The 21,170-nt window shown below is 34.8% G+C and carries 22 protein-coding genes; all 22 read right to left on the bottom strand.

Annotated elements, in window-relative coordinates; all coding sequences use genetic code 11:
• Nucleotides 1-22: 22 nt before the first annotated feature.
• The 22 genes from F598_RS0109745 to trpA all read right to left on the bottom strand — a co-directional run bounded on the left by F598_RS0109745 (nucleotide 23) and on the right by trpA (nucleotide 20,825).
• Nucleotides 23-1,021: a glycosyltransferase family 2 protein gene (locus F598_RS0109745; protein WP_019038863.1), complete on the bottom strand. Its 999-nt coding sequence runs from the start codon at nucleotides 1,019-1,021 to the stop codon at nucleotides 23-25.
• A 5-nt stretch (nucleotides 1,022-1,026) separates the two neighbouring features.
• A complete protein-coding gene (locus F598_RS14960; RefSeq protein ID WP_019038862.1) occupies nucleotides 1,027-1,893 on the bottom strand; it encodes a glycosyltransferase family 2 protein in 867 nt (288 codons plus the stop codon).
• Complete coding sequence (locus F598_RS0109735) at nucleotides 1,890-2,726, bottom strand: sulfotransferase (RefSeq protein WP_019038861.1); 837 nt, start codon at nucleotides 2,724-2,726, stop codon at nucleotides 1,890-1,892. The genes F598_RS14960 and F598_RS0109735 overlap by 4 nt, the downstream gene beginning before the upstream one ends.
• Nucleotides 2,719-3,399, bottom strand: coding sequence for a sulfotransferase family 2 domain-containing protein (locus F598_RS0109730; protein WP_169334103.1), 681 nt, complete (start codon nucleotides 3,397-3,399; stop codon nucleotides 2,719-2,721). The genes F598_RS0109735 and F598_RS0109730 overlap by 8 nt, the downstream gene beginning before the upstream one ends.
• A gap of 29 nt (nucleotides 3,400-3,428) precedes the next feature.
• Nucleotides 3,429-4,583: a glycosyltransferase family 4 protein gene (locus tag F598_RS0109725; RefSeq protein ID WP_019038859.1), complete on the bottom strand. Its 1,155-nt coding sequence runs from the start codon at nucleotides 4,581-4,583 to the stop codon at nucleotides 3,429-3,431.
• A gap of 79 nt (nucleotides 4,584-4,662) precedes the next feature.
• A complete protein-coding gene (locus tag F598_RS0109720; RefSeq protein ID WP_019038858.1) occupies nucleotides 4,663-5,691 on the bottom strand; it encodes an NAD-dependent epimerase/dehydratase family protein in 1,029 nt (342 codons plus the stop codon).
• Nucleotides 5,675-6,706, bottom strand: coding sequence for a glycosyltransferase family 4 protein (locus F598_RS0109715; protein ID WP_019038857.1), 1,032 nt, complete (start codon nucleotides 6,704-6,706; stop codon nucleotides 5,675-5,677). Before F598_RS0109715 ends, F598_RS0109720 begins: the two co-directional genes overlap by 17 nt.
• A complete protein-coding gene (locus F598_RS0109710) occupies nucleotides 6,699-7,832 on the bottom strand; it encodes a glycosyltransferase (RefSeq protein ID WP_019038856.1) in 1,134 nt (377 codons plus the stop codon). Before F598_RS0109710 ends, F598_RS0109715 begins: the two co-directional genes overlap by 8 nt.
• Nucleotides 7,819-8,961 (bottom strand): glycosyltransferase family 4 protein, encoded by a 1,143-nt coding sequence (locus F598_RS0109705; RefSeq protein ID WP_019038855.1) that lies wholly within the window; start codon nucleotides 8,959-8,961, stop codon nucleotides 7,819-7,821. Before F598_RS0109705 ends, F598_RS0109710 begins: the two co-directional genes overlap by 14 nt.
• Nucleotides 8,958-10,067 carry a polysaccharide pyruvyl transferase family protein gene (locus F598_RS0109700; RefSeq protein WP_019038854.1) on the bottom strand — a complete coding sequence of 370 codons (1,110 nt, stop codon included), beginning with the start codon at nucleotides 10,065-10,067 and terminating at the stop codon, nucleotides 8,958-8,960. The genes F598_RS0109705 and F598_RS0109700 overlap by 4 nt, the downstream gene beginning before the upstream one ends.
• Before the next feature lies 1 nt (nucleotide 10,068).
• Nucleotides 10,069-10,971: a DUF6625 family protein gene (locus tag F598_RS0109695; RefSeq protein ID WP_019038853.1), complete on the bottom strand. Its 903-nt coding sequence runs from the start codon at nucleotides 10,969-10,971 to the stop codon at nucleotides 10,069-10,071.
• On the bottom strand, nucleotides 10,971-11,687 hold the full coding sequence (locus tag F598_RS0109690) for a sulfotransferase family 2 domain-containing protein (protein ID WP_019038852.1): 717 nt from the start codon (nucleotides 11,685-11,687) through the stop codon (nucleotides 10,971-10,973). Before F598_RS0109690 ends, F598_RS0109695 begins: the two co-directional genes overlap by 1 nt.
• A gap of 12 nt (nucleotides 11,688-11,699) precedes the next feature.
• On the bottom strand, nucleotides 11,700-12,560 hold the full coding sequence (locus tag F598_RS14955; RefSeq protein ID WP_019038851.1) for a glycosyltransferase family 2 protein: 861 nt from the start codon (nucleotides 12,558-12,560) through the stop codon (nucleotides 11,700-11,702).
• Between the two features lie 35 nt (nucleotides 12,561-12,595).
• Nucleotides 12,596-13,537, bottom strand: a complete 942-nt coding sequence (locus F598_RS14575) for a glycosyltransferase (RefSeq protein ID WP_019038850.1) — start codon at nucleotides 13,535-13,537, stop codon at nucleotides 12,596-12,598.
• On the bottom strand, nucleotides 13,530-14,405 hold the full coding sequence (locus F598_RS0109675) for a sulfotransferase family protein (RefSeq protein ID WP_033408599.1): 876 nt from the start codon (nucleotides 14,403-14,405) through the stop codon (nucleotides 13,530-13,532). The genes F598_RS14575 and F598_RS0109675 overlap by 8 nt, the downstream gene beginning before the upstream one ends.
• Nucleotides 14,398-15,465 carry a DegT/DnrJ/EryC1/StrS family aminotransferase gene (locus tag F598_RS0109670; protein WP_019038848.1) on the bottom strand — a complete coding sequence of 356 codons (1,068 nt, stop codon included), beginning with the start codon at nucleotides 15,463-15,465 and terminating at the stop codon, nucleotides 14,398-14,400. The genes F598_RS0109675 and F598_RS0109670 overlap by 8 nt, the downstream gene beginning before the upstream one ends.
• A gap of 3 nt (nucleotides 15,466-15,468) precedes the next feature.
• Nucleotides 15,469-16,734 (bottom strand): ABC transporter ATP-binding protein, encoded by a 1,266-nt coding sequence (locus tag F598_RS0109665; RefSeq protein WP_019038847.1) that lies wholly within the window; start codon nucleotides 16,732-16,734, stop codon nucleotides 15,469-15,471.
• 171 nt (nucleotides 16,735-16,905) lie between these two features.
• The gene (locus F598_RS0109660) at nucleotides 16,906-17,259 is read right to left on the bottom strand and encodes a four helix bundle protein (RefSeq protein ID WP_019038846.1); all 354 of its coding nucleotides are present in this window, start codon (nucleotides 17,257-17,259) and stop codon (nucleotides 16,906-16,908) included.
• 219 nt (nucleotides 17,260-17,478) lie between these two features.
• On the bottom strand, nucleotides 17,479-18,354 hold the full coding sequence (locus F598_RS0109655) for an ABC transporter permease (protein ID WP_019038845.1): 876 nt from the start codon (nucleotides 18,352-18,354) through the stop codon (nucleotides 17,479-17,481).
• A gap of 677 nt (nucleotides 18,355-19,031) precedes the next feature.
• Complete coding sequence (locus F598_RS15825) at nucleotides 19,032-19,205, bottom strand: hypothetical protein (RefSeq protein WP_425413769.1); 174 nt, start codon at nucleotides 19,203-19,205, stop codon at nucleotides 19,032-19,034.
• Between the two features lie 146 nt (nucleotides 19,206-19,351).
• On the bottom strand, nucleotides 19,352-19,579 hold the full coding sequence (locus F598_RS0109645; RefSeq protein ID WP_019038844.1) for a DUF2281 domain-containing protein: 228 nt from the start codon (nucleotides 19,577-19,579) through the stop codon (nucleotides 19,352-19,354).
• A 481-nt stretch (nucleotides 19,580-20,060) separates the two neighbouring features.
• Nucleotides 20,061-20,825, bottom strand: a complete 765-nt coding sequence (trpA, locus tag F598_RS0109640; RefSeq protein ID WP_019038843.1) for a tryptophan synthase subunit alpha — start codon at nucleotides 20,823-20,825, stop codon at nucleotides 20,061-20,063.
• Nucleotides 20,826-21,170 lie beyond the last annotated feature (345 nt).

The raw sequence follows: 21,170 nt of genomic DNA, 5'->3' as shown, positions 1-21,170 counted from the left end.
CAACATGGGACACCTTACAGAATTAATCATGTTTAATATTTGATAAAATTTGCCTTGGCAATTTAATTTCAACAATTGCTTTTTCTTTTCTTCTAACTAAATTAAATAAGCGTGTTTTGTTTAAACGCTTTAATTTCTTTTCATTAAAAAGCAGATTTTTTTTGTAGTATTCTTTTAGCTGCTCCTTTGTCATCTTTGGGTCATTGACTAATTGTATCCATAAACTTTTTAAAGAACCTATCTCATTCCCACTTAAAAAAACAGGAGGATGGTGTTCAAAATTTTTAAATTTCTTAATAAAATCTTCAAAATCGTACATATGGTAATGAAGAATGTTACCTTTTGTGATTGATTTTATTTTAGTATTATCCTTTGTTTCATATCGGTGCACATTTTTGGGTATAATATCGCTTTTTACATTTAAGATACATTTCCCCATCGTATGTCCTAACCAATATGAAATTGTAAAAGATTTATTGCCATAGGGATTTTTAATGTCAAAATAAATCTGATCTAACCTAGACTTAAAATTTTTCTTTGTCTTAAATAAAGACTCTTCTAACATAACGTTGGTGTAAGTCATTTTCCTATTGATTATCTCTAGGGGGGGTAATTTAATAACGTCATACGCTTCAAGAGCATCAAAAAATACACTTAAATCCTTGATATCTGATCCAGGATAAAACAACTCGTCTGCATCTATAGAAATTAGCCAATCTATTCCATCCCTTTTGCATTTAAGCATGGCATCATATGTATTTAAACATTGCCTGGCAGTATGGTGTTCATTCGCATTGGATGTAAATTTACTTAAATTCTCTAAGTGTTTATATTTTTCAGGCTCAACTGAATTTTGAGCAACTACTCTAGGCAAATTTTTAATCGTTTCGGGGCCATTATCTGTAACACCGTCGAAATAAACAAAGGCTTTATGTATGCCTAATGCAAAATGATATCGAAGATTTTGTTTTAATAAGCGCTCCTCATTCTTGGCAGTAATTACAATAGCGACTCTAGGCATATAGATTATTTCAATTTCGTTTTGTATTTAATAACTAATAAAAGATAAGTTAAGCTTAGTTTATCCTTTTTATTCATCCTATCTCTTACTCTTTTAAAGAATTTAGATAGATATGCATTATAGAAGGTTTCAGGTAACTTGGTATTTTGATAAACGTAGTCGATAAATCTTAAGTGTTCTTTAAAGTACTGCTTCAAATAAGAACTATCTTTAAATTTTAAGGCAGAGACACTTTCTCCTTCTTTTCTGAAGTAACTCCTTGTATTTGAATTTTTTACCACCAGACCACCATAAAAAAATTCATGATAAAATACGCGATCTCCAATAAGTCTGTAGTTCACAAACTCATTAGATCCATTTCCAAGCTTAGGGTTTTTGAATATGCAAGCACTTACATTTAAGATTGGGCAAAAATTGATGTTTTTCTGACTGATTAAAGTTGGATTTGACTCCTTAAAAATATGATGATAAACCTCTCCTCCAATTTTTTGACTAGTAAATTTAAATGTTTGAGCAACAACGATAGAAGCCTCTGAATAAAGCCCAAACACTTCCATTGAGGATGCTAAAAAATTGAGCTCACAGGCATCATCACTTTCGGCGATCCACACATATTCTCCTTTTGCTAGCTCTAAGCCTCTTTGCCATTGTTTGAAGGGTGAACCTGTATTGATCTCGTTAAAAACACTATGAGCTACTTTAGGATGGTCTTTATATGCTTTTAAAAATTCTTGACTACCGTCGGTAGACGCATCATCTAACATAATGAGTTCAAAATTTTGAAAAGTTTGATTAAGTATAGAATCTAATCTTTCCTTTAGATATTCTTTATGATTGTAAGAAGGGAGTATAATACTTACTAAAGGGTTCATGTTTTTATTATGTTATAACCAAAAAATGAAATTAAACCAGCTTCTTTCTGAAAAACAGCGTTTATTTCAACAATCTCTTCAACAGTCAATTTATTAATTTTCAAATTATTTAAATCTTGAATAGCTAGGCTTTTTTTAAAAAAATTATGGGCATTAAATTCATTGTGAATTTCAACATCAAGATTCGTTTTTGGATAAATGTTATCAATTCTATTCTTGATTTTATTCGTTTCATTGGTTAACTCTTCATAAGAAATAATCGTTTTTTGTTTTAACCCTATTATATTCCGCTTTTGATATTTTAAACATTTTATAGAAAACTCAGCTGCATCTTTGACACCCATTTTACTACGTCTCATTAAACTTTCACAATGAGCATAAGGATTTCTATAAAAAATGATGAAGTGAGAATTTTCAAACTTTTCTTCTAAAATTTTAGCGTATTTAATATTAGGTGGACTCTTTTCTAATAGAATAGGTTTTGACAAGTCCCAATACTTGATCCATTCTTTTTTGATATAATCCCAATCAAAAGTTAAGGATTCGTCCCACCTATTAATACCATCAAACATAATATTTCTAACCGTAGGTAGCTTTTGTCCTTCTCTGGTACCAAATTTATTATTAACAGAAACTATTTTTGAAGAAGATATTATCTCATTTAATAATGTTGAACCACAAAATGGAGGAGAAAGAATGAATAAGAATTGATGTTTTTTATTTCTATAGAAAACCCTTGTGATTTTATTTATTATAACCACACTTACATAAGATCCGTATTTCTTAAGAAATGGAAAAAAAAGAAAAATTATTTTTCTGAGCCTTCTACTCATAACTATTAATCCTTTTTTTCCTCATTCTTAAAGCATAATCATAAATCTCATAATCTTTTTTATGAAACTGTTTCAGTTGTCCTTTAATATCGTTATCGAAGTGATTTTTTTCTGGTTTTACTGTTTTATTAAGGTCTGGAAGAGTTGGGTTTTTAATTTTTGAAATGAAATTATTAAAATAAATAAAATCCTCATCATACTTTTCTACGATGCCAATAAAATCAAAATTTTTAATATCAAAATCTATTAAAAACTTAGAATAAAGATTTTTCATTTCTTTGGAAAAACAAAATTTCTCAAGTGACCATTTTTCTTCTACTACTCTTTTATGAAGAGCTAATGATCTTTCTTTATTGTATGTTTTTAACCAGTAATAATAATGTGAAACCAACCTCTCAATAGGATCTCTAAGCCAAGTTATAAAACAGGCATTTTCTTTAGCTAAGTAGCATTTATATTTCGCCGCCAAGAAATGCCCATGAAATATTGATTTGTTTTTTAAATTAAAATAATAAGGTTTTAAGTTATAAAAGCAATTATTGTATTTTTTAAGCTTATCATTAATCTGTTTTTCATTTAAATGATCTGGATAGTCTGTATAATCAAGATAAAGTTGATCTCTAAAATTTTCTTTGAGAAAAAACTTAAAACTGGTGCCACCAGCTTTTGGCATGTGAACTGAAATTAAGTATTTCATTATTTCTATTTAAGACTATTATACAATTCTATCATGCCTTTAATCATGCTATCTTCATTATGCTGCACTTCCACTTTATGTCTGGCAGCCATCTTAATATTTCTAACCTCATCCACTTCTAAATTACTATAATTTAGGATTTGTTCTGCCATAGCTTCAGGATCTCTAACGGGTACAATCCATCCTTCTTTTCCATGGGTAATCAATTCCTGCATCCCGCCACAATCTGTTGAAATGACGGGAGTGCCTAAAGCCATAACTTCTACGGCAACATTGGCAATACCTTCTTCTAGACTAGGTAATAGAAATAGGTTTGAGGTTTTCATCAACTCAAACACTTTGGTTTGAGATAATTTAGGTGTTAACACCACCTTATCACTTAAGTCCATATCATCGATCAAAAATAACAATTCTTCATTGCCTGAAGCACCGATGATGGTATAATGAAAATCAATCCCTTGTTGAAGTAATACAGCACAGGCTTTTAGAGCATATTTATAACCTTTCTTCCAATGCGGACGACCAACAGAAATCAATTGTAAAAATTTATTGTTGACAACCTCAGATTGAAACTCAAATTTATCTAAATTCAATCCCGTGTACACCACCTGATCTATTTTGTTAGGATGTTTATAAATTTGATCGCCGATTTTTGAAATCGCCTCAGAAACCGAATGAAAGCCATCAAACTTCGGGAGCCAGTGTTGTAAATAATTGAAATTATCTGAGTTCACAAAAGGCCGGACGTTGGTTTGGTAACCTCTTTGTGAAAGTATGAACTTAAAACACTTTTTATTTAACTGTTCTTCAAACAATGAAATATTCGAGACCCACTGTAGGTGAACTAGGTCTGGCTGAATAGCCTGCAAAGCTGAGGTCAAATTGTTTTTCTTAAGTTCAGATATATTGCCCTTAAGCAACATACGGATCGTTCTCAACAAATCTTTAGAGCTTAACCCCCACTTTAAACTCTTCCATGCAAATTTGATTCGGCTTTGGCTACTACCCAAGCTCACATAGTTTACATCTTTTAAAGGATGTTTTAGTTGGTCATTAAATCCCAACACATAAACCTCAACTCCATGCTTGACCAGACCCTCAATCAGGCGATTGATAAAGGCAGTGGTTTTGAAGCTGCCGTCGAAAATTACTAGTTTCATTTTTCGTGTATTCGAGTAATGGTGTATTCGTTTAGTTGTATGAAGTTATAGACCACTTTACAAGTATACGATTATACGACTACACTCTATAGTAATCTTTATACCACTCTACAAAATTATCGATTCCTGTTTGAATGTCAGTGGTTGGTGCATAGCCAAAATCCCGTTCTAAATCAGACACATCGGCCCAGGTTTGGTGTACATCTCCAGGTTGCATAGGCTGCATTTCCTTTTGGGCAGTTTTACCAAAACTATGTTCCAAAGCTTCAATAAAGTCCAATAACTTGACCGGTTTTGAATTTCCAATATTATAAATGCCGTATTTTGAATTGTTGGGTAGATCTTTTTCCAGAGTTGCTATAATACCTTCTACAATATCGCCGATGTAAGTAAAGTCTCTGGATAAGTGGCCTTGATTAAACACTTTAACGGGTTTGTCTTTTGCAATAGCATCCGCAAATAGAAATAGTGCCATATCAGGTCTACCCCATGGCCCATAAACCGTGAAAAAGCGCAGACCTATCGTTTGAATTCTGAATAAGTGAGCATAAGTATGAGCCAGAAGTTCGTTAGATTTTTTAGTTGCCGCATACACACTAATGGGCTGATCAACCGATTGCTCGACTTTAAACGGTACCTCATCGGTGTTTCCGTAAACGCTGGAGCTGCTAGCGTAAACCAGTTTCGATACCTGGTTTTCTCGCATACACTGCAACAAGTTGAGAAAACCAGTAATGTTGGTATCAATGTAGACTTCTGGGTTTTCGATGCTATAGCGCACCCCAGCCTGAGCTGCAAGGTTGCAAACCACATCTATGTTATGCTTCCTAAATAGGTTGGGTAAATTAGCTCGGTCTTCCAATTTGAGCTGAAAAAAACTCAAGCCTTTAAAATTTGCCGATTTCACCTCTCGATTATAAAATTCTGAGCAATGTTTAGCTATTCCGAGTTCATTTAAACGCGCATATTTCAAATCCACATCGTAATAGGTGTTTAAATTATCAATTCCTATGATCTGGTAACCTCTTTCCAAAAGCTGTCTTGCTAAATGAAATCCTATAAACCCTGCAATCCCGGTTATTAATATATTTTCACGTTTCACTTCCATTTAATTTATTATGGAACTTTTCAATTTTTATGGCAATTTTTTTCCAATCGAAATCTAAAGCTCTTTGTCTTAGTAATATTGACTTTATCTCTCTTTGTGTTTTATTTTCCAGCAAGTTAATCACTTCCTGAAACAAAACCTTCTTATCATTTTCAAAACAGGAGTGGGTTCCTTCCAAATAAGCGTTGTTCCCTCCAACAGCATTGGTGACAATAGGCAGTCCACAAGCCATAGCTTCTAAAATTGAATTGCAGGCGGTTCCATCTACCAGAGGCAAAAACAAACCCTTAGAGGTTAGGTATAAATGCTTTAGCTCTTCGTCTCCAACTTTACTCAGCTTAACCACATTTTCAACCTCTTTTATTTTCTTCAAAGCAAAAGGTATCCCAACCACTTTAATTTTTAAACTTTTATCGTAGGCCAAAAATTTTGGGAGCACCCAGTTCAATAGTTCAAAATCACGTAAATGCTGACCTACAAATAAAATACAGTGTTCTTTTTCAACTTTTGGGTCTGGCTTAAAAAAACCCGTATCCACGCCATGTGGAATATAAGCAACCTGATCTATACCCAACCAGTCTTTGATGAATTCCACCTGATTTTGGCCTACACAGATGGCTGCATCTAATTTTCTTAAGTACTTGGTTTCTGTGATACGTTCTTTTAAGACCGATGGTGGTTTATGGAAGGTCGCTAAAAACCTGGTGTTTGGATAATTTTTCTTGAACTTTAAATTATAACGAATGTCCCGCTCTGCATTGAGGTAATGTACCAGGCATTTATCTCTGGAGGTTTTCTTAAGGGATGTAAAGAGCTCCAGTTCTTTTTGCACACTATTACTATCATAGTTTCCTGCCTTATTAGATTTTCTTCCGGAAAAATACTTGGATAATTTATAAGGTAGTTTAGAATCCTTACCATCAATGACTTTACCTTCCACATAGGCTAAGAGTTGAGCATAGCCAGAATAAGTGGAATGGTGAGGCGAACGGTGATGTACAAATAGTTTATGCATGAATTTGCTTTAAGACATTTTCAAAATAAATTTTAGGAGAAATATTCTCTTCATAATACTGCCTTGCATTTTTTGATAGCCTTATAACCTCATCTGGCTGATCTAATAAATAGTGTATATGATTTTTCAACTCTTCTAAAGTATCAAAGTAAAGCAAATGTACATTATGTTCTATTGGGTTTGGAAAAACAATTGATTGCCTTTCTGCGACAATAGCTTTTCCCTGAGACATAAATTCTGGTAAGGTCCAACCTATTGAATTACCTAAACCTCTGGTATAGATACAAATTCCACAATCCTGCATGGCGTTTAAAAATTGACTTTGAGAGCCCTCGATATCAGAAGCGCAGTCCTTAAATCGCAAAGGTAAATTTTGATCATCCTTAATTCCTCCTTTGAAATTATTTGGAAACTCATTCTTTAATAATCTGACGATATCAACACGTTGCTGATGAACAGCTTTTGTATCATTTGAGTTTTCATTTGGAAAAAATCGCTTTTGGTAAAAAACTGAGTTAATGTTTTTAGCTTTTATTAATATTTCAAAATCAGATAAAGTTCGAGTTGATACAAAATTTTTCCAGATTTTTTTATGTTGAGAAAACCCATTTAAAATATGTTTAAAGATCAATCTATCTAATTTAGAATAGTGTTTTACCAATTCTTTTAAATGATTTTTCTTGATTTCGTTTTTGTGAAAAATCTTATCTGGTCTAAGCATAAAGGGCAATCCCATTGAATAAATTCGTTTAGAGTTATGCTTAGAAATCAAATCGACCTCTGCTTTTGTATAGGTTCTTTTGAAATATACATCTGCCTTGTCTATACCTTCTTTAGAAAAAAAGGTATTAGAATCATGAAAATCGAAAGCTAATAATTTACTAGAATTATCTTTAAAGTCAAGCCTTACAAAAACGACTTTCAAATAGGAATGAGTAGTTTTTACTAACTCTTCTCCAAACACTTCAATTCTGCCTTTAGATGAAAATAGACTTGAATTATAAATTAACTCAATTTGATTTTTTATAGCGAATTCCTGGACAGAAGTTATCAAGTAGCTTGAGTGAGATAATTCCGTGGGAACATAGAGTATCAACTGATTTATATGAATACTATCCAATTGCATCCCTAATAGAATTTTGAAGAATTTGGGTAGTCTTGTCTATACTCCAGTTTCTTTGAACTGTTGCTAGTGCACCTACTTTTAGTCGTTGTAAGACATCTTGATTTTGCCATAGCTGAAGTATTGAATCCGATAAAACCTCAGGCTCTATGAGTAAACCATTTAAATTATGCAGTATAATCTCATCAGTACCCCCTGCTCCTTTATATCCCACCACGGGACAGCCACACGCCATAGCTTCTACCATGACCATACCAAAAGACTCATGCTGACTGGGCATCAGCAGCAGATCTGACTCTTGATAAAACTGAACTAATTTTTCCTGAACAATATTTCCTATAAATTGAACCTCTTGATTCAGGTTAAGTTCATTAATTAAGCTCAAAAGTTCCTGGTAGTACACCTCATCGCTTAGAAAACCTATCAGCTTAAGCTGAACATTAATCTGCTGGTCTTTAAGGTCCTTCACCAAATGTATAGAATGCTCCAGTTGCTTCAAGCGTGAAATTCGTCCTACCTGAATCAATTTAAATAAGTCGCTTTTGTTTTTTCCTTCTAAAGCAGGCTTAAACAAATCCTGATTGACGCCTAAAGGCAACACACGAATATCTAGATCCCGAAACACCTTTTGAGCTACTAAGGCTTCTTTTTGAACCTGAGTATGGACCAAAATATGGTGCGCATTTCGATAATACACAACTGCTTTTGGATGGGTGCTCATGTGCACCCCACCTATCATAGGGATATAAGTTAAGCCTTGCTGTTTGATGAGCCTAGCCAGCTTAAAACAATAAGGACTCCCATGGCCTGACATATTGATGATGGTCACCTCAGCAGGATGTTTTTGCTGGTGTTTATAATGCCAAAACGATTCTTGCTTCCTCCATTGATGCCGATTCCTAAATAAAGGACTGGTAACCGGCCAAAACTGCTTTTCAAGATTTGCTACTTGCTTTTGATAAGGTAGCCATTTACCCGTAAAGTAATCAATACTTATATGATAGTTTGGATGCTTCTCCTGGATCTTTTGCAAAGCCAATTCCTGCGCTTTACTGTGTGAATGATGTAAATCCTCTTCTTGTAAGCCTATGGCCTGTGCTGAAAATGGATGGAGAAGAGAGATGGTTTTCAAAACTTGAATATTAATTGCTTTTGTTCTTTATGTGCTTTTGATATACAATCAAATAATTTAGTTTGAATAGAGTCAATTTCTTTATAATATTTATTAATTTCAGAAAAAACTTGAGATGAACTAAGATTATCTGTTCTATGAGAATATTTTTCCAGACCAAGTGTCTCAAGAAAATCACTAGTTTTTGATTCGTATTCAATTGCGATAAATGGAGTATAAGTAATAGCTGAAAATATAACTGAATGCAACCTTTGACCTAAAAAGAAATCTAAAGATTCTAAAAAATCAAGAGACTCATTAATATTAGTTGTGTTCTCGTAAATATTGAGTTTCTCTAATAAAGTTTTTTCAAATAAACTTTTCATGTATCCAATATCTGAAGAGACTGTTGGATAAAGCCATACTTCCCAGCCGTCATTTATTAATTTTATCACTATATCTCTAGCAAAATTTTCTACAGATTTTTGATCAAGACCATAAATTCTACCTATTATATTACAAAAGTTGACTCCCATCCTCTTTTTTTTCTGCTTGCTTTTCGATTTATATTTCTTAAAATAAATTGCAAGGTCATGGACAATCTTTATTTCTCTTTCAACACCCCATCTGCTTAACTCTAATTTTGATCTTACTCCTCTTACCCCAATAAAAGAAGCTTTATTTAAGACATTTTTCCACGCTAATTTGTCTGTAGAAAATCCAATTAAAGATGCTAATTCTGGATCTGCGACTCCCGAACCTAGAACCTTTAGTTCTGCATTCGGATATTGCTCATGAAATTGACTAAATAATTTCAAGTAGCTTTCCTTTTGTTTTTTCTTAATGACAGTACCACCACCCAATATAATAGAATCGACATTTTTAAATAGTAATCTACGTAGATATTTACCAGAAGTAGGTTTGATATATGATATTGGATAAATAAAATATTTTGATTTCAATAATATAATTGATGCTTGAAGGACTGACTCGTCACCTAAATTTCCTTGGCCAGTGCAACCTATGTAAATAGCTTTTCTTTTTTGAGTAAACAACCACTTTAGATTTAATTGCAGATATTTAAATTCTGCTTTTAATTCAGATTTATAATAATGTATATTAATCATATTATTTTCTAAATTTCTTTACTATTTTGTTAGTAACTCTTTTTCGTTTCAAAATCATCTCATACCCAAAAAACAAATTTTTAAAATCGTTCAACACCAAATTAAGCTTTGAAAAGGGGTGATAATGCATCCCTATATATGACACATAAAAAGGTTTAGGAGGATCTATATAGCTAATTTCACAAAACTTCATCGTTCGTTTCCAGTTGATAAAATGAAGATACATCACTTCTTCTCGGGTCTTAGTATTTATAAGTTGACCATCATTCCACAACCAGCGATTCAACTCATATTCCTGATGTGAATCTCTACCTTTTTCTTGATTACATAAAATCTTATCCCATTTTATCGTAAAATCGTGCTGAGCGACCCTCAAGTAATTGGATAACACCTGTTCATCAAACCACATAAAACGCTCTTGTTCAAATAGGTTTTGGTAATCGGGCACTTTTTTATAAAGTTGGTTGAGTTCAGGGGTATTTCGAAACAGGTTAAAATGTCCTGAGATGTTTTCTTTACGGCTAGAAATTATATCATGATTTTCTAGAATTTCTGGAGTCATGAATTTTCTAATATCTCCCCAGATAATATCCATATCACAAAAGCCCCAAAAGTCATAGTTTTTAACTTCGTCTTGAAAAATTTCTCCATAGGCTGGTTTTAAATCACAGAACTTTCGTGGAGTTAGTGGCACCTCAGCATTTACGACTTGGTTGACCTGGTGGTTAAGCTTAGGTAAGCTTGTCTTTAAAAATTTGAGGTTTGTAGGATAGTCTTTTGGCAAGTCACAATCGGTCGGGCATAACCAATGAATACTGGGGTTGGCTCTCACAGACACTAAGTAGGCCTCAAACCAAATAGGCCATTGTCCAAAATAAGGAATAATAAGGAGGATGGATTTCATTAAAATGAATAGTTAAACAATTGGATATCTTTAGCGTACACATTCTCTACAACAGCTTTAGTCTCGTCGTTATAGTAACTCCTATAATCGTTTTTTCGTTTAGAGCTATTGGTTTTTCTCAGAGATCTGTCCAGCTGCAAATGTTGACATACTTTTTGAAAATCCTGGTCTAAAGTTTCAAATCTTCCCAAAAAATCAACATCTAGTTCACCTTTATGATTGGTTAAAAACCGGTGCTGCTCCTGAAAGTGCAAGGAGGTATTTACTTGCTCTATTTGAACCCAGTTCAAAACAAAATCTGTAAAGTCTTTATAATCAGAAATGTGCTCTTCTGTCCATTTTTTATCCCGATTTGTCAAACCCCCGTTAATTAAAAAAAAATAGGTAGAAACCAACCTATCCCAAGGATTTCTCACAAAAGAAAATTTATAATACTTGCTAACTGTTTTTTTTCCAAAAATACGCTGATAATCAATTAACTTTCTATGGCTACCTCCCGTATTTCCAAACAAGGTATAACTGACAGATATTCCAGCATTTTTAGGAATATGGATAAATATACATTTATAATAATGTAAAGCACCCAACGAGGACTGATACACAGGATTTTTATACTGATCTGGGTTATAATTTCTTTTTAACCTTATCCGGCTGTAAACCCTTTGGATAGGTCTTGGAAAATAGTTGATATAGTTTTGGATGAGTTTATGAAACATCAAAAAATTAAATTAGTTAAAGTTGCCCTTTAAAATATTTTTTATAGAGCCAAGAACATTCTGTTTTTTAAAATTACGTTTCTTTTTCTTCTGGCTCTTTGCTCTGTTGTTGAATATTTCTCCCAAAACTGGATGTTCACTAAAATGAATCTGCATTTTTGTTAGATTATCAATTCTAAAATCAAGTTTCTTCAAACTGTCCAACCCAGACCACTCCCCAGAATCGTGTTTTCTATACACAGCCGTCACCTCATCTATATACCCTAAAGTCCCCTGCTCCAAAATCAAATAAAATAAAAAGATGTCCACCATTTTAATCTGTTGGTAGATTTGAGGTAAAGGTTGTTTCAAGGCCTCGTTTTTGTAAACAAAAGTAGAGGTAGGAATCCAAAACCCTCCATGTTCCAAATTTTCTAAATTGATATGCCTCTTATGTTTTGATTTTAAAGCCCCAACAGAAGTAAGACTATCTTCCATCTCGTTTTTAACCAGAGTATCTGTAAAGCATCCTTTGCATTCTGGGTGAGCCTCTAAAAATTCAATTTGTTTTTGTAGCTTATATTCATCAATCCAATAGTCATCGCCGTCTAGAACCGCTACATACTTACCTCTAGCCGCTTTAATGGAGTCCGTAAAATTACCAGCAATTCCTTTATTTTTAGCTTGAACCATATACCTAACATTCGCACGATCTTTTATTGCATCTCTTATAATTTTATCTGAGTTATCTGTAGAGGCATCATTGTAAATAATTACCTCTACAGTTGCATCTAATTTTTGCATAAAGACACCGTCTAAAGTTTGCTTAATAAACTTTTCGTGATTGTAGGTTGTAATACAAATTGATAAAACTACATCATTAGTAGTATCCATTAAAGAATCTTTTAAGCCGGTAAAGATGTCCTAAATCAATTAAAATTCAGAACATTTTTAATTCTTTTTTTTAAAACTTTATCCTTTAACGCCTTAGGCCTCAAAAACAACAGTTCCTTGCTATAGACAAAACCTTGCATAAAATTACGGTTATCTAATTCGTAATGAATTACTTTAATGAGGTACTTGATGACCAAATTCTCTAAAGCATTTTTAAAGTTGGGTTGTAGTAATTGATACAATGTCTTATAGTGAATTAATTTACGTTTTGAAGTAAATCTCCCTTTTACAGAAACTCCTTGTCCATTCCTTCTGTAGACTGACATCTCATCCTTTAAACAAAAGAGCTTGCCTTTTGTTGCTAAAAATAGAAACAACAAAATATCTCCAAATAAAATATCTTTATTTGGTTTAGATAATATTTCCAAATCGTATCTGTTCCTGAACATTACAGAAGCTGTTGGAATTGACCATTGGTTTAATATTTCTTCACCAGAATATTCCTTTTCTTCAAGATGATCATAGATATTTGTTGTCATCGTTGAGGCTTCTGAAATCACTTTTGCTTTGTGAAAACACATGCTATAGTCCTCATTCTCCTCCAAAAAATCCACCTGCTTTTGTAGTTTTAAAGGATCGGTCCAGTAGTCGTCACCATCTAATAATGCCACATATTTACCTGAGCAATTTTCCAGGATATTAATAAAATTATACAGTCTCCCAAGTTCTTGCCTCTTCTGCCAATATGCATCTCCTTTCTCTCTTTTAAGGATTTTTATATGTACATTTTTTGTTTCTGAATATGTTCTTATAATATCTAACGTTCCATCTGTCGAAAAATCATCACCAACTACAACCTCAAATTTAAAATCAGTTTTTTGCATCATAATCCCGTCCATTGCCTCTTTAATAAATGGTGCATGCATGTAAGTCATCAACCTTACACTAACTGTATACTTTACATCTTTTTTACTCAAGATACTGTTGATTTAAAAGGCAATTAAATAATGAATTTGTCTGAGCTTCAATGTTGAATATTTCATCTCGCGTTAATCTTTCTTTATATATAATTATACTAGTCTGGTCAGGAGGTTGAAGTGTTTTTTGTTTCCAGTCTAAAAGGCCACTAGGTTCATCGTTTGTTTTGTAGTAATTTAGCATTTCAGATTCAAACCTTAAGTCTAAAAATTTAGATGTTCTCCTTAACTCATCTTCAGTTTTAACTACCAGTTGTTCATAACTGACAATTAGAAACTTATTCTTTTTTAAACCATTAATGAAATCTAATATATTTTTATGGTTTTTGAGCCACTCCTCAATGAAATCAGTTACATTTAAAGAAAGGTCTGGTTTATAACTTGAATCTGTTTTTAGTTTTTGGATTTCTTTATACGACGAAAATACGGCTTTAGGATCTCTAATTAAAAATATGAAAAATGCCTCTGGACTGATTTCTTTGATCTCTTTGAGATGTTTTATATAGTAATTGTTTTTATCTCCTAATACATGTTGATCAGCTTTATTCAATTTTGAATGACCATAGAATTCTGTAATCTTAAAAACTAATTCTTTGTAATCCTGTGGAACTTCTTTTTGTAAAAACCTTTCTAAATCAGAAAAATCTAAATCCCAGGTCTCTATTTTTTTTGATGTTTTTAAATCAGTTACAAAATTACTGATGCTATACTCTTTGTCCCAAGATTTGTATTTTTCATACCACCAGTGTATAAATCCGCACTCAGGCGGAATGGTCATTTTGCTATGACTATTAAGCATTATCCTAAAAAGGGAGGTTCCCGATCTAGGATTACCAATAACAAATAGGTGCTTTTTAGAACTAAACATTGATTGTACTTACAATTTTATTAAGGTCCTCGATATTTAAACTGTCATAAACTGGTAAGCAAAACACCCGTTTCGCTGTATCCATTGCTATTGTACAATCTGATGAGTTTATGTAGGGCAAAGCCTCTAAACTTGGATAAAAGTAACGTCTAGGATTTATTTTTTTAGCTTCTAGCTTAGCTTTGGTTTTCAGAAGTTCATTTTCTGTTTTGAATGCGACAGGATAATAGGCATAATTCCATTGTGTACCTTCCCTTAACTTTAGTTTACTAAGTTTTGTAAAATCTAAATGTTCATCATAATACTCACAAACCCGTTGACGTTCTTTAAGTATATGTTCCATATAGGGCAATACACTTAAGCCCATCGCGGCTTGTAACTCACTCATTTTGGCATTCATGCCTAAACCATGGTAATGTTCCGGTCCGTCATGCCCAAAGTTATGTCGATACCATAGTTCTTGGCGAGTTTCTTCATCCTGGCAAAATAAAGCGCCACCTTCTCCGGTATGAAAGAGTTTGGTGGCGTGAAAGCTACAGGTGCTGACGTCCCCATAATTAAAAATCGACTGACCTTTATAAATCAGCCCAAAACAATGGGCGGCATCATAAATCACTTTTAGGTTATGTTTTTCGGCAATGGCTTCAATGACTTCCACATCACAAGGATTGCCATACACATGAGTCGCTAAAATGGCCGTGGTTTTTTCAGTGATGGACGCTTCAATTTTGGACTCATCAATCGTTAAATATTCAGGATGAATATCCACAAAGACAGGAGTACATTTTTCCCAAACAATACTGGCCGTTGTCGCCACATAAGAAAAGGGCGTGGTGATGACTTCGCCTTCTTTAGCATAGGCATTTAGCGCAATTTGAATCGGTAAGGTGCCATTGGTCATAGGAATGATCTGATTGACGCCAAGATAGTCCTGAAGTTTTTTAGACAACTCTTTATACAACTCCCCGTTGTTGGTCAGCCACTGGTTGTTCCAAATACGTTGTAACTGGTTTTGGTAATCTTCAATAGGCGGAAAAAAGGTTTTGGTAACGTTTATCATAAATTAGTTTTGATTCCATTCCAGATCAGGAATAATAAATCCTGGTTCTCTACCCATATACACACCTAGTTCTCTACCAGCATTCACCACTGTAAAATTAATAATAGAGTCTTCTACATAAATAGCTTTTTTTCTATCTTTTATTAGAAGAAACTTCAACGAAAAATTTCCCGGCTGTAAAAATCCTTTCGGAAATTTACAGCTAAGATGATTTACTCCATTAATTAGGTTTACATCTGCTCTTCTGTTAGACAGACTAAACATAGCTTCTCCTAGTTCATTATATAAATGATAAGTAACGTGATACCGTTCAGACTCCGAGCTAATAACCAGATTTGTCTCTAACACTATTTCTTCGTCCTCTACTATTGGCTCATCATAATTCCGATTTGAGTTTTTGATTGCTATTTCATTTAGTTTGAAATGTTTAGAATCACCAATATCTTCAAAAACTTGTCTATTATTCAATTCACTCTTGCCGCCCTTAAGGTAATAACTTACACATTCTTCAGCAGTACCTTCAAAAGTAGAAATCCCATTCTCCAGCACAATTCCTCGCGTACATAAAGATTTCACCGCCGCCATATTATGGCTCACAAACAAAACGGTTCGGCCGTCGTTGCCCGAGATGTCTTTCATCTTGCCAATGGCTTTTTTTTGGAATTCGGCATCGCCCACGGCCAGGACCTCATCCACCACCAGGATGTCCGGTTCCAGGTGAGCCGCCACCGCAAAGGCTAGACGTACCCGCATTCCTGAGGAATAACGTTTCACTGGTGTATCAATGTACATCGCACAGCCGGAAAAGTCGATGATCTCTTCTTCCTTCACCTTAATCTCTGCTTTGGTCATGCCCAGAATAGCACCATTTAAGTAAATGTTTTCCCGACCGGTCAGTTCCGGGTGAAAGCCTGTCCCCACTTCCAGTAACGAGGCAATACGTCCTTTGGTTTTGATGCTTCCCGTGGTAGGAGAGGTGACTCTGGACAAGATCTTCAACAAGGTCGATTTCCCGGCACCGTTCTTCCCAATGATCCCCAGCACGTCGCCATCGTATACGTCAAAGTTAATGCCCCTCAAGGCCCAGACGTAATCGGTTTCCGCTTTCTTGCTGCGGTCGTTCTCCGCCCCTATCTTTAGATAAGGATCTTCCTTACCTCGTACACTGGCCCACCAGCGGTTCAGGTCATGGCTCAAAGTCCCCGTACCTACCACCCCGAGGCGGTATTGTTTGGAGATGTTTTGGGCGGTTAGTATAATTTTACTCATGTTCTTAATCGTGAATTGTTTTTCGTGAGTAGTGAGTCGTTTTTCCGTGAATCGTTTTTTCGTGAATCGTGAGTCGTTGTCTGTGACTCGTGAATCGTGATTTGTTTTCTGTGAGTCGCATTTTGTCTAATCACTACTCACTGTTCACTAATCACTGCTTACTATTCACTATTAACTACTTTTCCTTTTTATATAATTTCTAAATCCAAATATTAATTTTCGTGTTTTCATTATTTGTTCTTCAAATGTAATTGAATTTTTAAAGTAATCCTGTTCAACAGCGATCAAGTATTGAGTTTCTAGTTCAGCTAAAGATCCTAAACTAATCGCTAAATACCTTAAGAGTTCTTTATCCGAGTCTCTTCCAGCACCTTCAGAAATATTTGAAGGAATCGAAATCGCTGATCTTAAAAATTGGGACTTTAGTATAAAATTTTCTGCTCTCGGTAATTGATCTGTTAAATCATAGGCCATAGAGGTCAATTTCATGGCTTGCTTCCAAACATCTAACTCTTTATGGTCCATACTTATTAATTTGTTTTTTGTGATTTATTGCCCGTGATTCGTGAGTCGTTTTTTCGTAAATCGTGAATTGTCATCCGTGAGTCGATGTATGTAATTTTACTATTCACTACTCACTAATCACTAGACACCGTTATCTATTCACTGTTAACCATCCACTACTCACTAAATACTATTCACTACTCACTATCAAACCGTCAACTGTTAACCGCGCCTCCGGCGCTACACCGTATCTATAAAACTCTTCTCGGTCCGATTAAAAATCGCCAGACCCACAAAAAAGACCAGCAACGAAAAGCCTAAAGCATAGAAAAAGCCCCACCAGGTAAATAAACCGGTGTCCAAAGTCATGTAGCGGAAGCCTTCGATGATTTGCGCCAAGGGGTTGTATTTAAACACCCAAAAGTATTCGGGTTTCTTTTCTAAAATTTCTGTCATCGGGAAAGGCACCGCCGAGATATACATCAGCAGTTGTACTCCAAAAGTAATCAGAACGGTGAAGTCACGGTACTTAGTGGTCATGGCCGATAAAATCATTCCTAAGCCCAAGCCTGTACAGCCCATGATAAATACGTAAGCTGGAAATAAGAGTAAGTTGGCATTAGGACTAATGGGTTTGCCAGAAGCTACAAAATAGATATAAAATCCGGTGAATATACTCAGCTGTATCGCCAGCTTTAAGAGATTGGAAATGGTCACTGACATGGGCATGATCACTCTGGGAAAATACACCTTTCCGAAGATTCCCGCGTTTTTGGTGAAAGTCCCCGAGGTACCGGTGAGGCATTCTTTAAAATAAGTCCAGGCGGTAATTCCGGCTAAGTTAAACAAAAAACTGGGGACAGCCCCCGTCTGAATATTGGCAACATTGTTAAACACCAGGGTAAAGATCACCGAGGTAAATAGCGGCTGAATCAAAAACCAAAGCGGCCCGAGTACGGTTTGCTTATAGACAGTGACAATGTCGCGTTTGACAAATAAAACTAACAAATCGCGGTACCTCCAGATCTCTTTGAAATTAAAGTCAAACAGGGGCTTTTCAGCTTTAATCTCGTATAACCAATCGGAGTCTTGAGAGGAAGTTTTGGAATAATCCATAAAGGGTGCAATTATCTATCATTCAACGTCGCCAGGCTTATAAAAATATACGAAGACAGCGAAATTGAGATTGGTTTTTAGTTCTTAATTCTGTGCCAAATTTACATTATTTGTTGGATTTATAGTGATTCGTGAGTCGTGAATCGTGAGTGGGTTTTCTGTTCTAGGTATTGAGGTGTCAGTAAACGGGAAATGGTGTAATAGTGTAATGGTATAGTGGTAGAGTGGGTAGTGGGTTATAGGTGTTAGGCACTTGGTTTTAGGTAATTTTACTTTACTATTCGATATTCAGTATTCGATATTCGGGAAATGGTGTAATAGTGTAATGGTATAGTGGTAGAGTGGGTAGTGGATTGTAGGTGTTAGGCAGTAGGTTTTAGATAATTTTACTTTACTATTCGATATTCAGTATTCGATATTCATTAATTAGTTGCCTTCCTGCAATTCAATGGCGAGTGCATGAAATTCATGTTTTTTATAAATAGATTCTTCAGTCGCAAAATAGCTCCTTCAGAATGACAGTGTTGCTTGTCATTCCGACAGAGAAGCTTTTTGCTTCGACGAGGAATCCCCTGACTCAAATAGATAGGATAACGTAAAGGCAGGTCGTGAATCGTGAGCCTGCCAGCGTTTCCTTGGCAAAGGCAGGTCGGGAGTAAAATTTAAAAATTATAATTCTAAGTATCAAGTTTTAAAATGCGAAGAAGTGAAATATTCACACGCTTTAATTCAGCATCCTCCAAGCAGCCTAATCTACCTAAAATCAAATCTTTATTCACCGTTGCAAACTTATTTAATCTAATAAGAGACTCCCTTTTTAAACCATTGCTTTCAGATGGCTTTAGTTGGATATCAAGTTCGGATTGTCATTTTAGCTGAGTTGTTATGAAGCAAATAGTGACATCCTCATCTGTTGAAATTAGAATTAAGGCGGGTTTGTTTTTAGTACGAGATAAATCTGTGAAAGGAAAAGGCAGTAAAACAATATCACCTTTTTTCACTTGTAATACTCTTTAAGATCTGAAATACTGTAAAGGTTTTCTTCCTCTTCTAAAAAATCGAAGGAAGATGATTCTGAAGATAAGCGCTGAGCATTGTCAACCATGACTTGATTATCAATTTTAGCTAACAGAAAATCAATAAAATCACTTACTTCTTGAATCTTGTTATTAGGCAGGCGATTAATTTTTTCAACTGCTTTATCAATGAGTTCCTCTTTTTTCATACTAAGCCTTTCGTAAAAATACAAATAAGCTCTCTAAAATCCTATTGCCTTCATAAATTGTAATAACAATGAAAATAGTAAGCAACCTTTTATTTAATGAATGGATTTGACAATAAAGAGGTGTAAATTCAATTATTCGTATATTAGAATATTAAGAAACAAGAAACAATTAAAGCTGCAAAACAATACAAAAAACTATAATTCTGATTATCCCGCCTGAGGCGGGCAAGGAATCTAAATGTTTAGCGATAAGAACAGATTCTTCACTTCATTGCATTTTGTTCAGAATGACAGACGCGTAAACTGAAACCCATCAACCCTCAAAAAAAACTATTCACTAGTCACTAGTCACTATTTACTAATCACTATTCACTAATCACTATTCACTATTCACTATTGACTAATCACTATTCACTACTCACTATTCACTATTCACTATTGACTAACCATTGAAAACTACTCACTATTCACTATTCACTAATCACTGTTTCAGCGACTTAATAAACGGCTCAATCCCCTCCATGCCTTCATTAGTCAATCTTCGAATAAATTCCGAACCAATGATACAGCCACTGGTGTGTCGACTGGCCTGCTCGAAGCTCAAAGCATCTTTAATCCCAAAGCCTACCATCAGTTTGTTGCTTAGCTGCATATCGGAAATGCGTTTAAAATACGACATGGCTTCTTCACCAAATCCCTTTTCACCTCCTGTAGTACTAGACGAACTGACCATATACACAAAGCTATCGCCAAGCGCATCGATGGTTTGGATACGCTCCTCTGAAGTTTCTGGGGTAATCAGGGGTACAAACTTCAACCCATGATCATCAAACAATGCCTTATAATCCCTCTCAAAAATATCAATTGGCAAATCGGGCATAATGATTCCGTCGATCCCAATCGCCTCGCATTCCTTGCAAAAATCTTCAACGCCATATTGCAGCATCGCATTGAAATAACCCATCACGATCAGGGGAATATCTACAGTATCGCGAATACCCTTTAACTGGTCAAATAAAACCTGGGTACTCATCCCATTTCTAAGGGCCTGCTCCGAGCTTTTTTGAATCACCGGTCCGTCGGCTAAAGGGTCGCTGTAAGGCAAACCGATTTCAATTACGTCGGTACCTGCAGCTGTTAGTCGCTTAATGACTTCGGTCGTGTCTTCCAACTTTGGATAGCCAGCGGTGAAGTAAATGGAAATCAATTTTTTGTCTTGTGCTAAAGCTTTATTTATTCTATTCATGTGTTAGTTAAGTTTGTTATCGTTCGATAATTGCGTTATAAATTATCGTTCTTTTTTATTTTATCAGATGCATTTTTTACCACAAAGTCACAGAGGTCACCAAGTTTTAAAATATCATTTTTCTCAGTGCTCTTCGTTCCTCTGTGGTGAAACATTAGCCTTCAAATTTTATCTCACCGCAAAGTCGCTAAGTTCACAGAGGTGTAGTTTCAATAGTTTCGGTATTCTCTGTTTCATGTTTTTTTCTTACCACGGAGTCACGAAGGACACCAAGTTTTAAACTTTTCTCTGTGATCTCTGTGCCTTTGTGGTGCAATTCTAACACGGAGGCACGAAGGGCACTTA

Origin of the sequence: Psychroflexus tropicus DSM 15496 (genome assembly GCF_000378765.1) — a bacterium.
In the GTDB taxonomy this organism is placed as follows: Bacteria; Bacteroidota; Bacteroidia; order Flavobacteriales; family Flavobacteriaceae; genus Psychroflexus; species Psychroflexus tropicus.
This window is presented reverse-complemented; position numbering and strand designations above follow the sequence as displayed.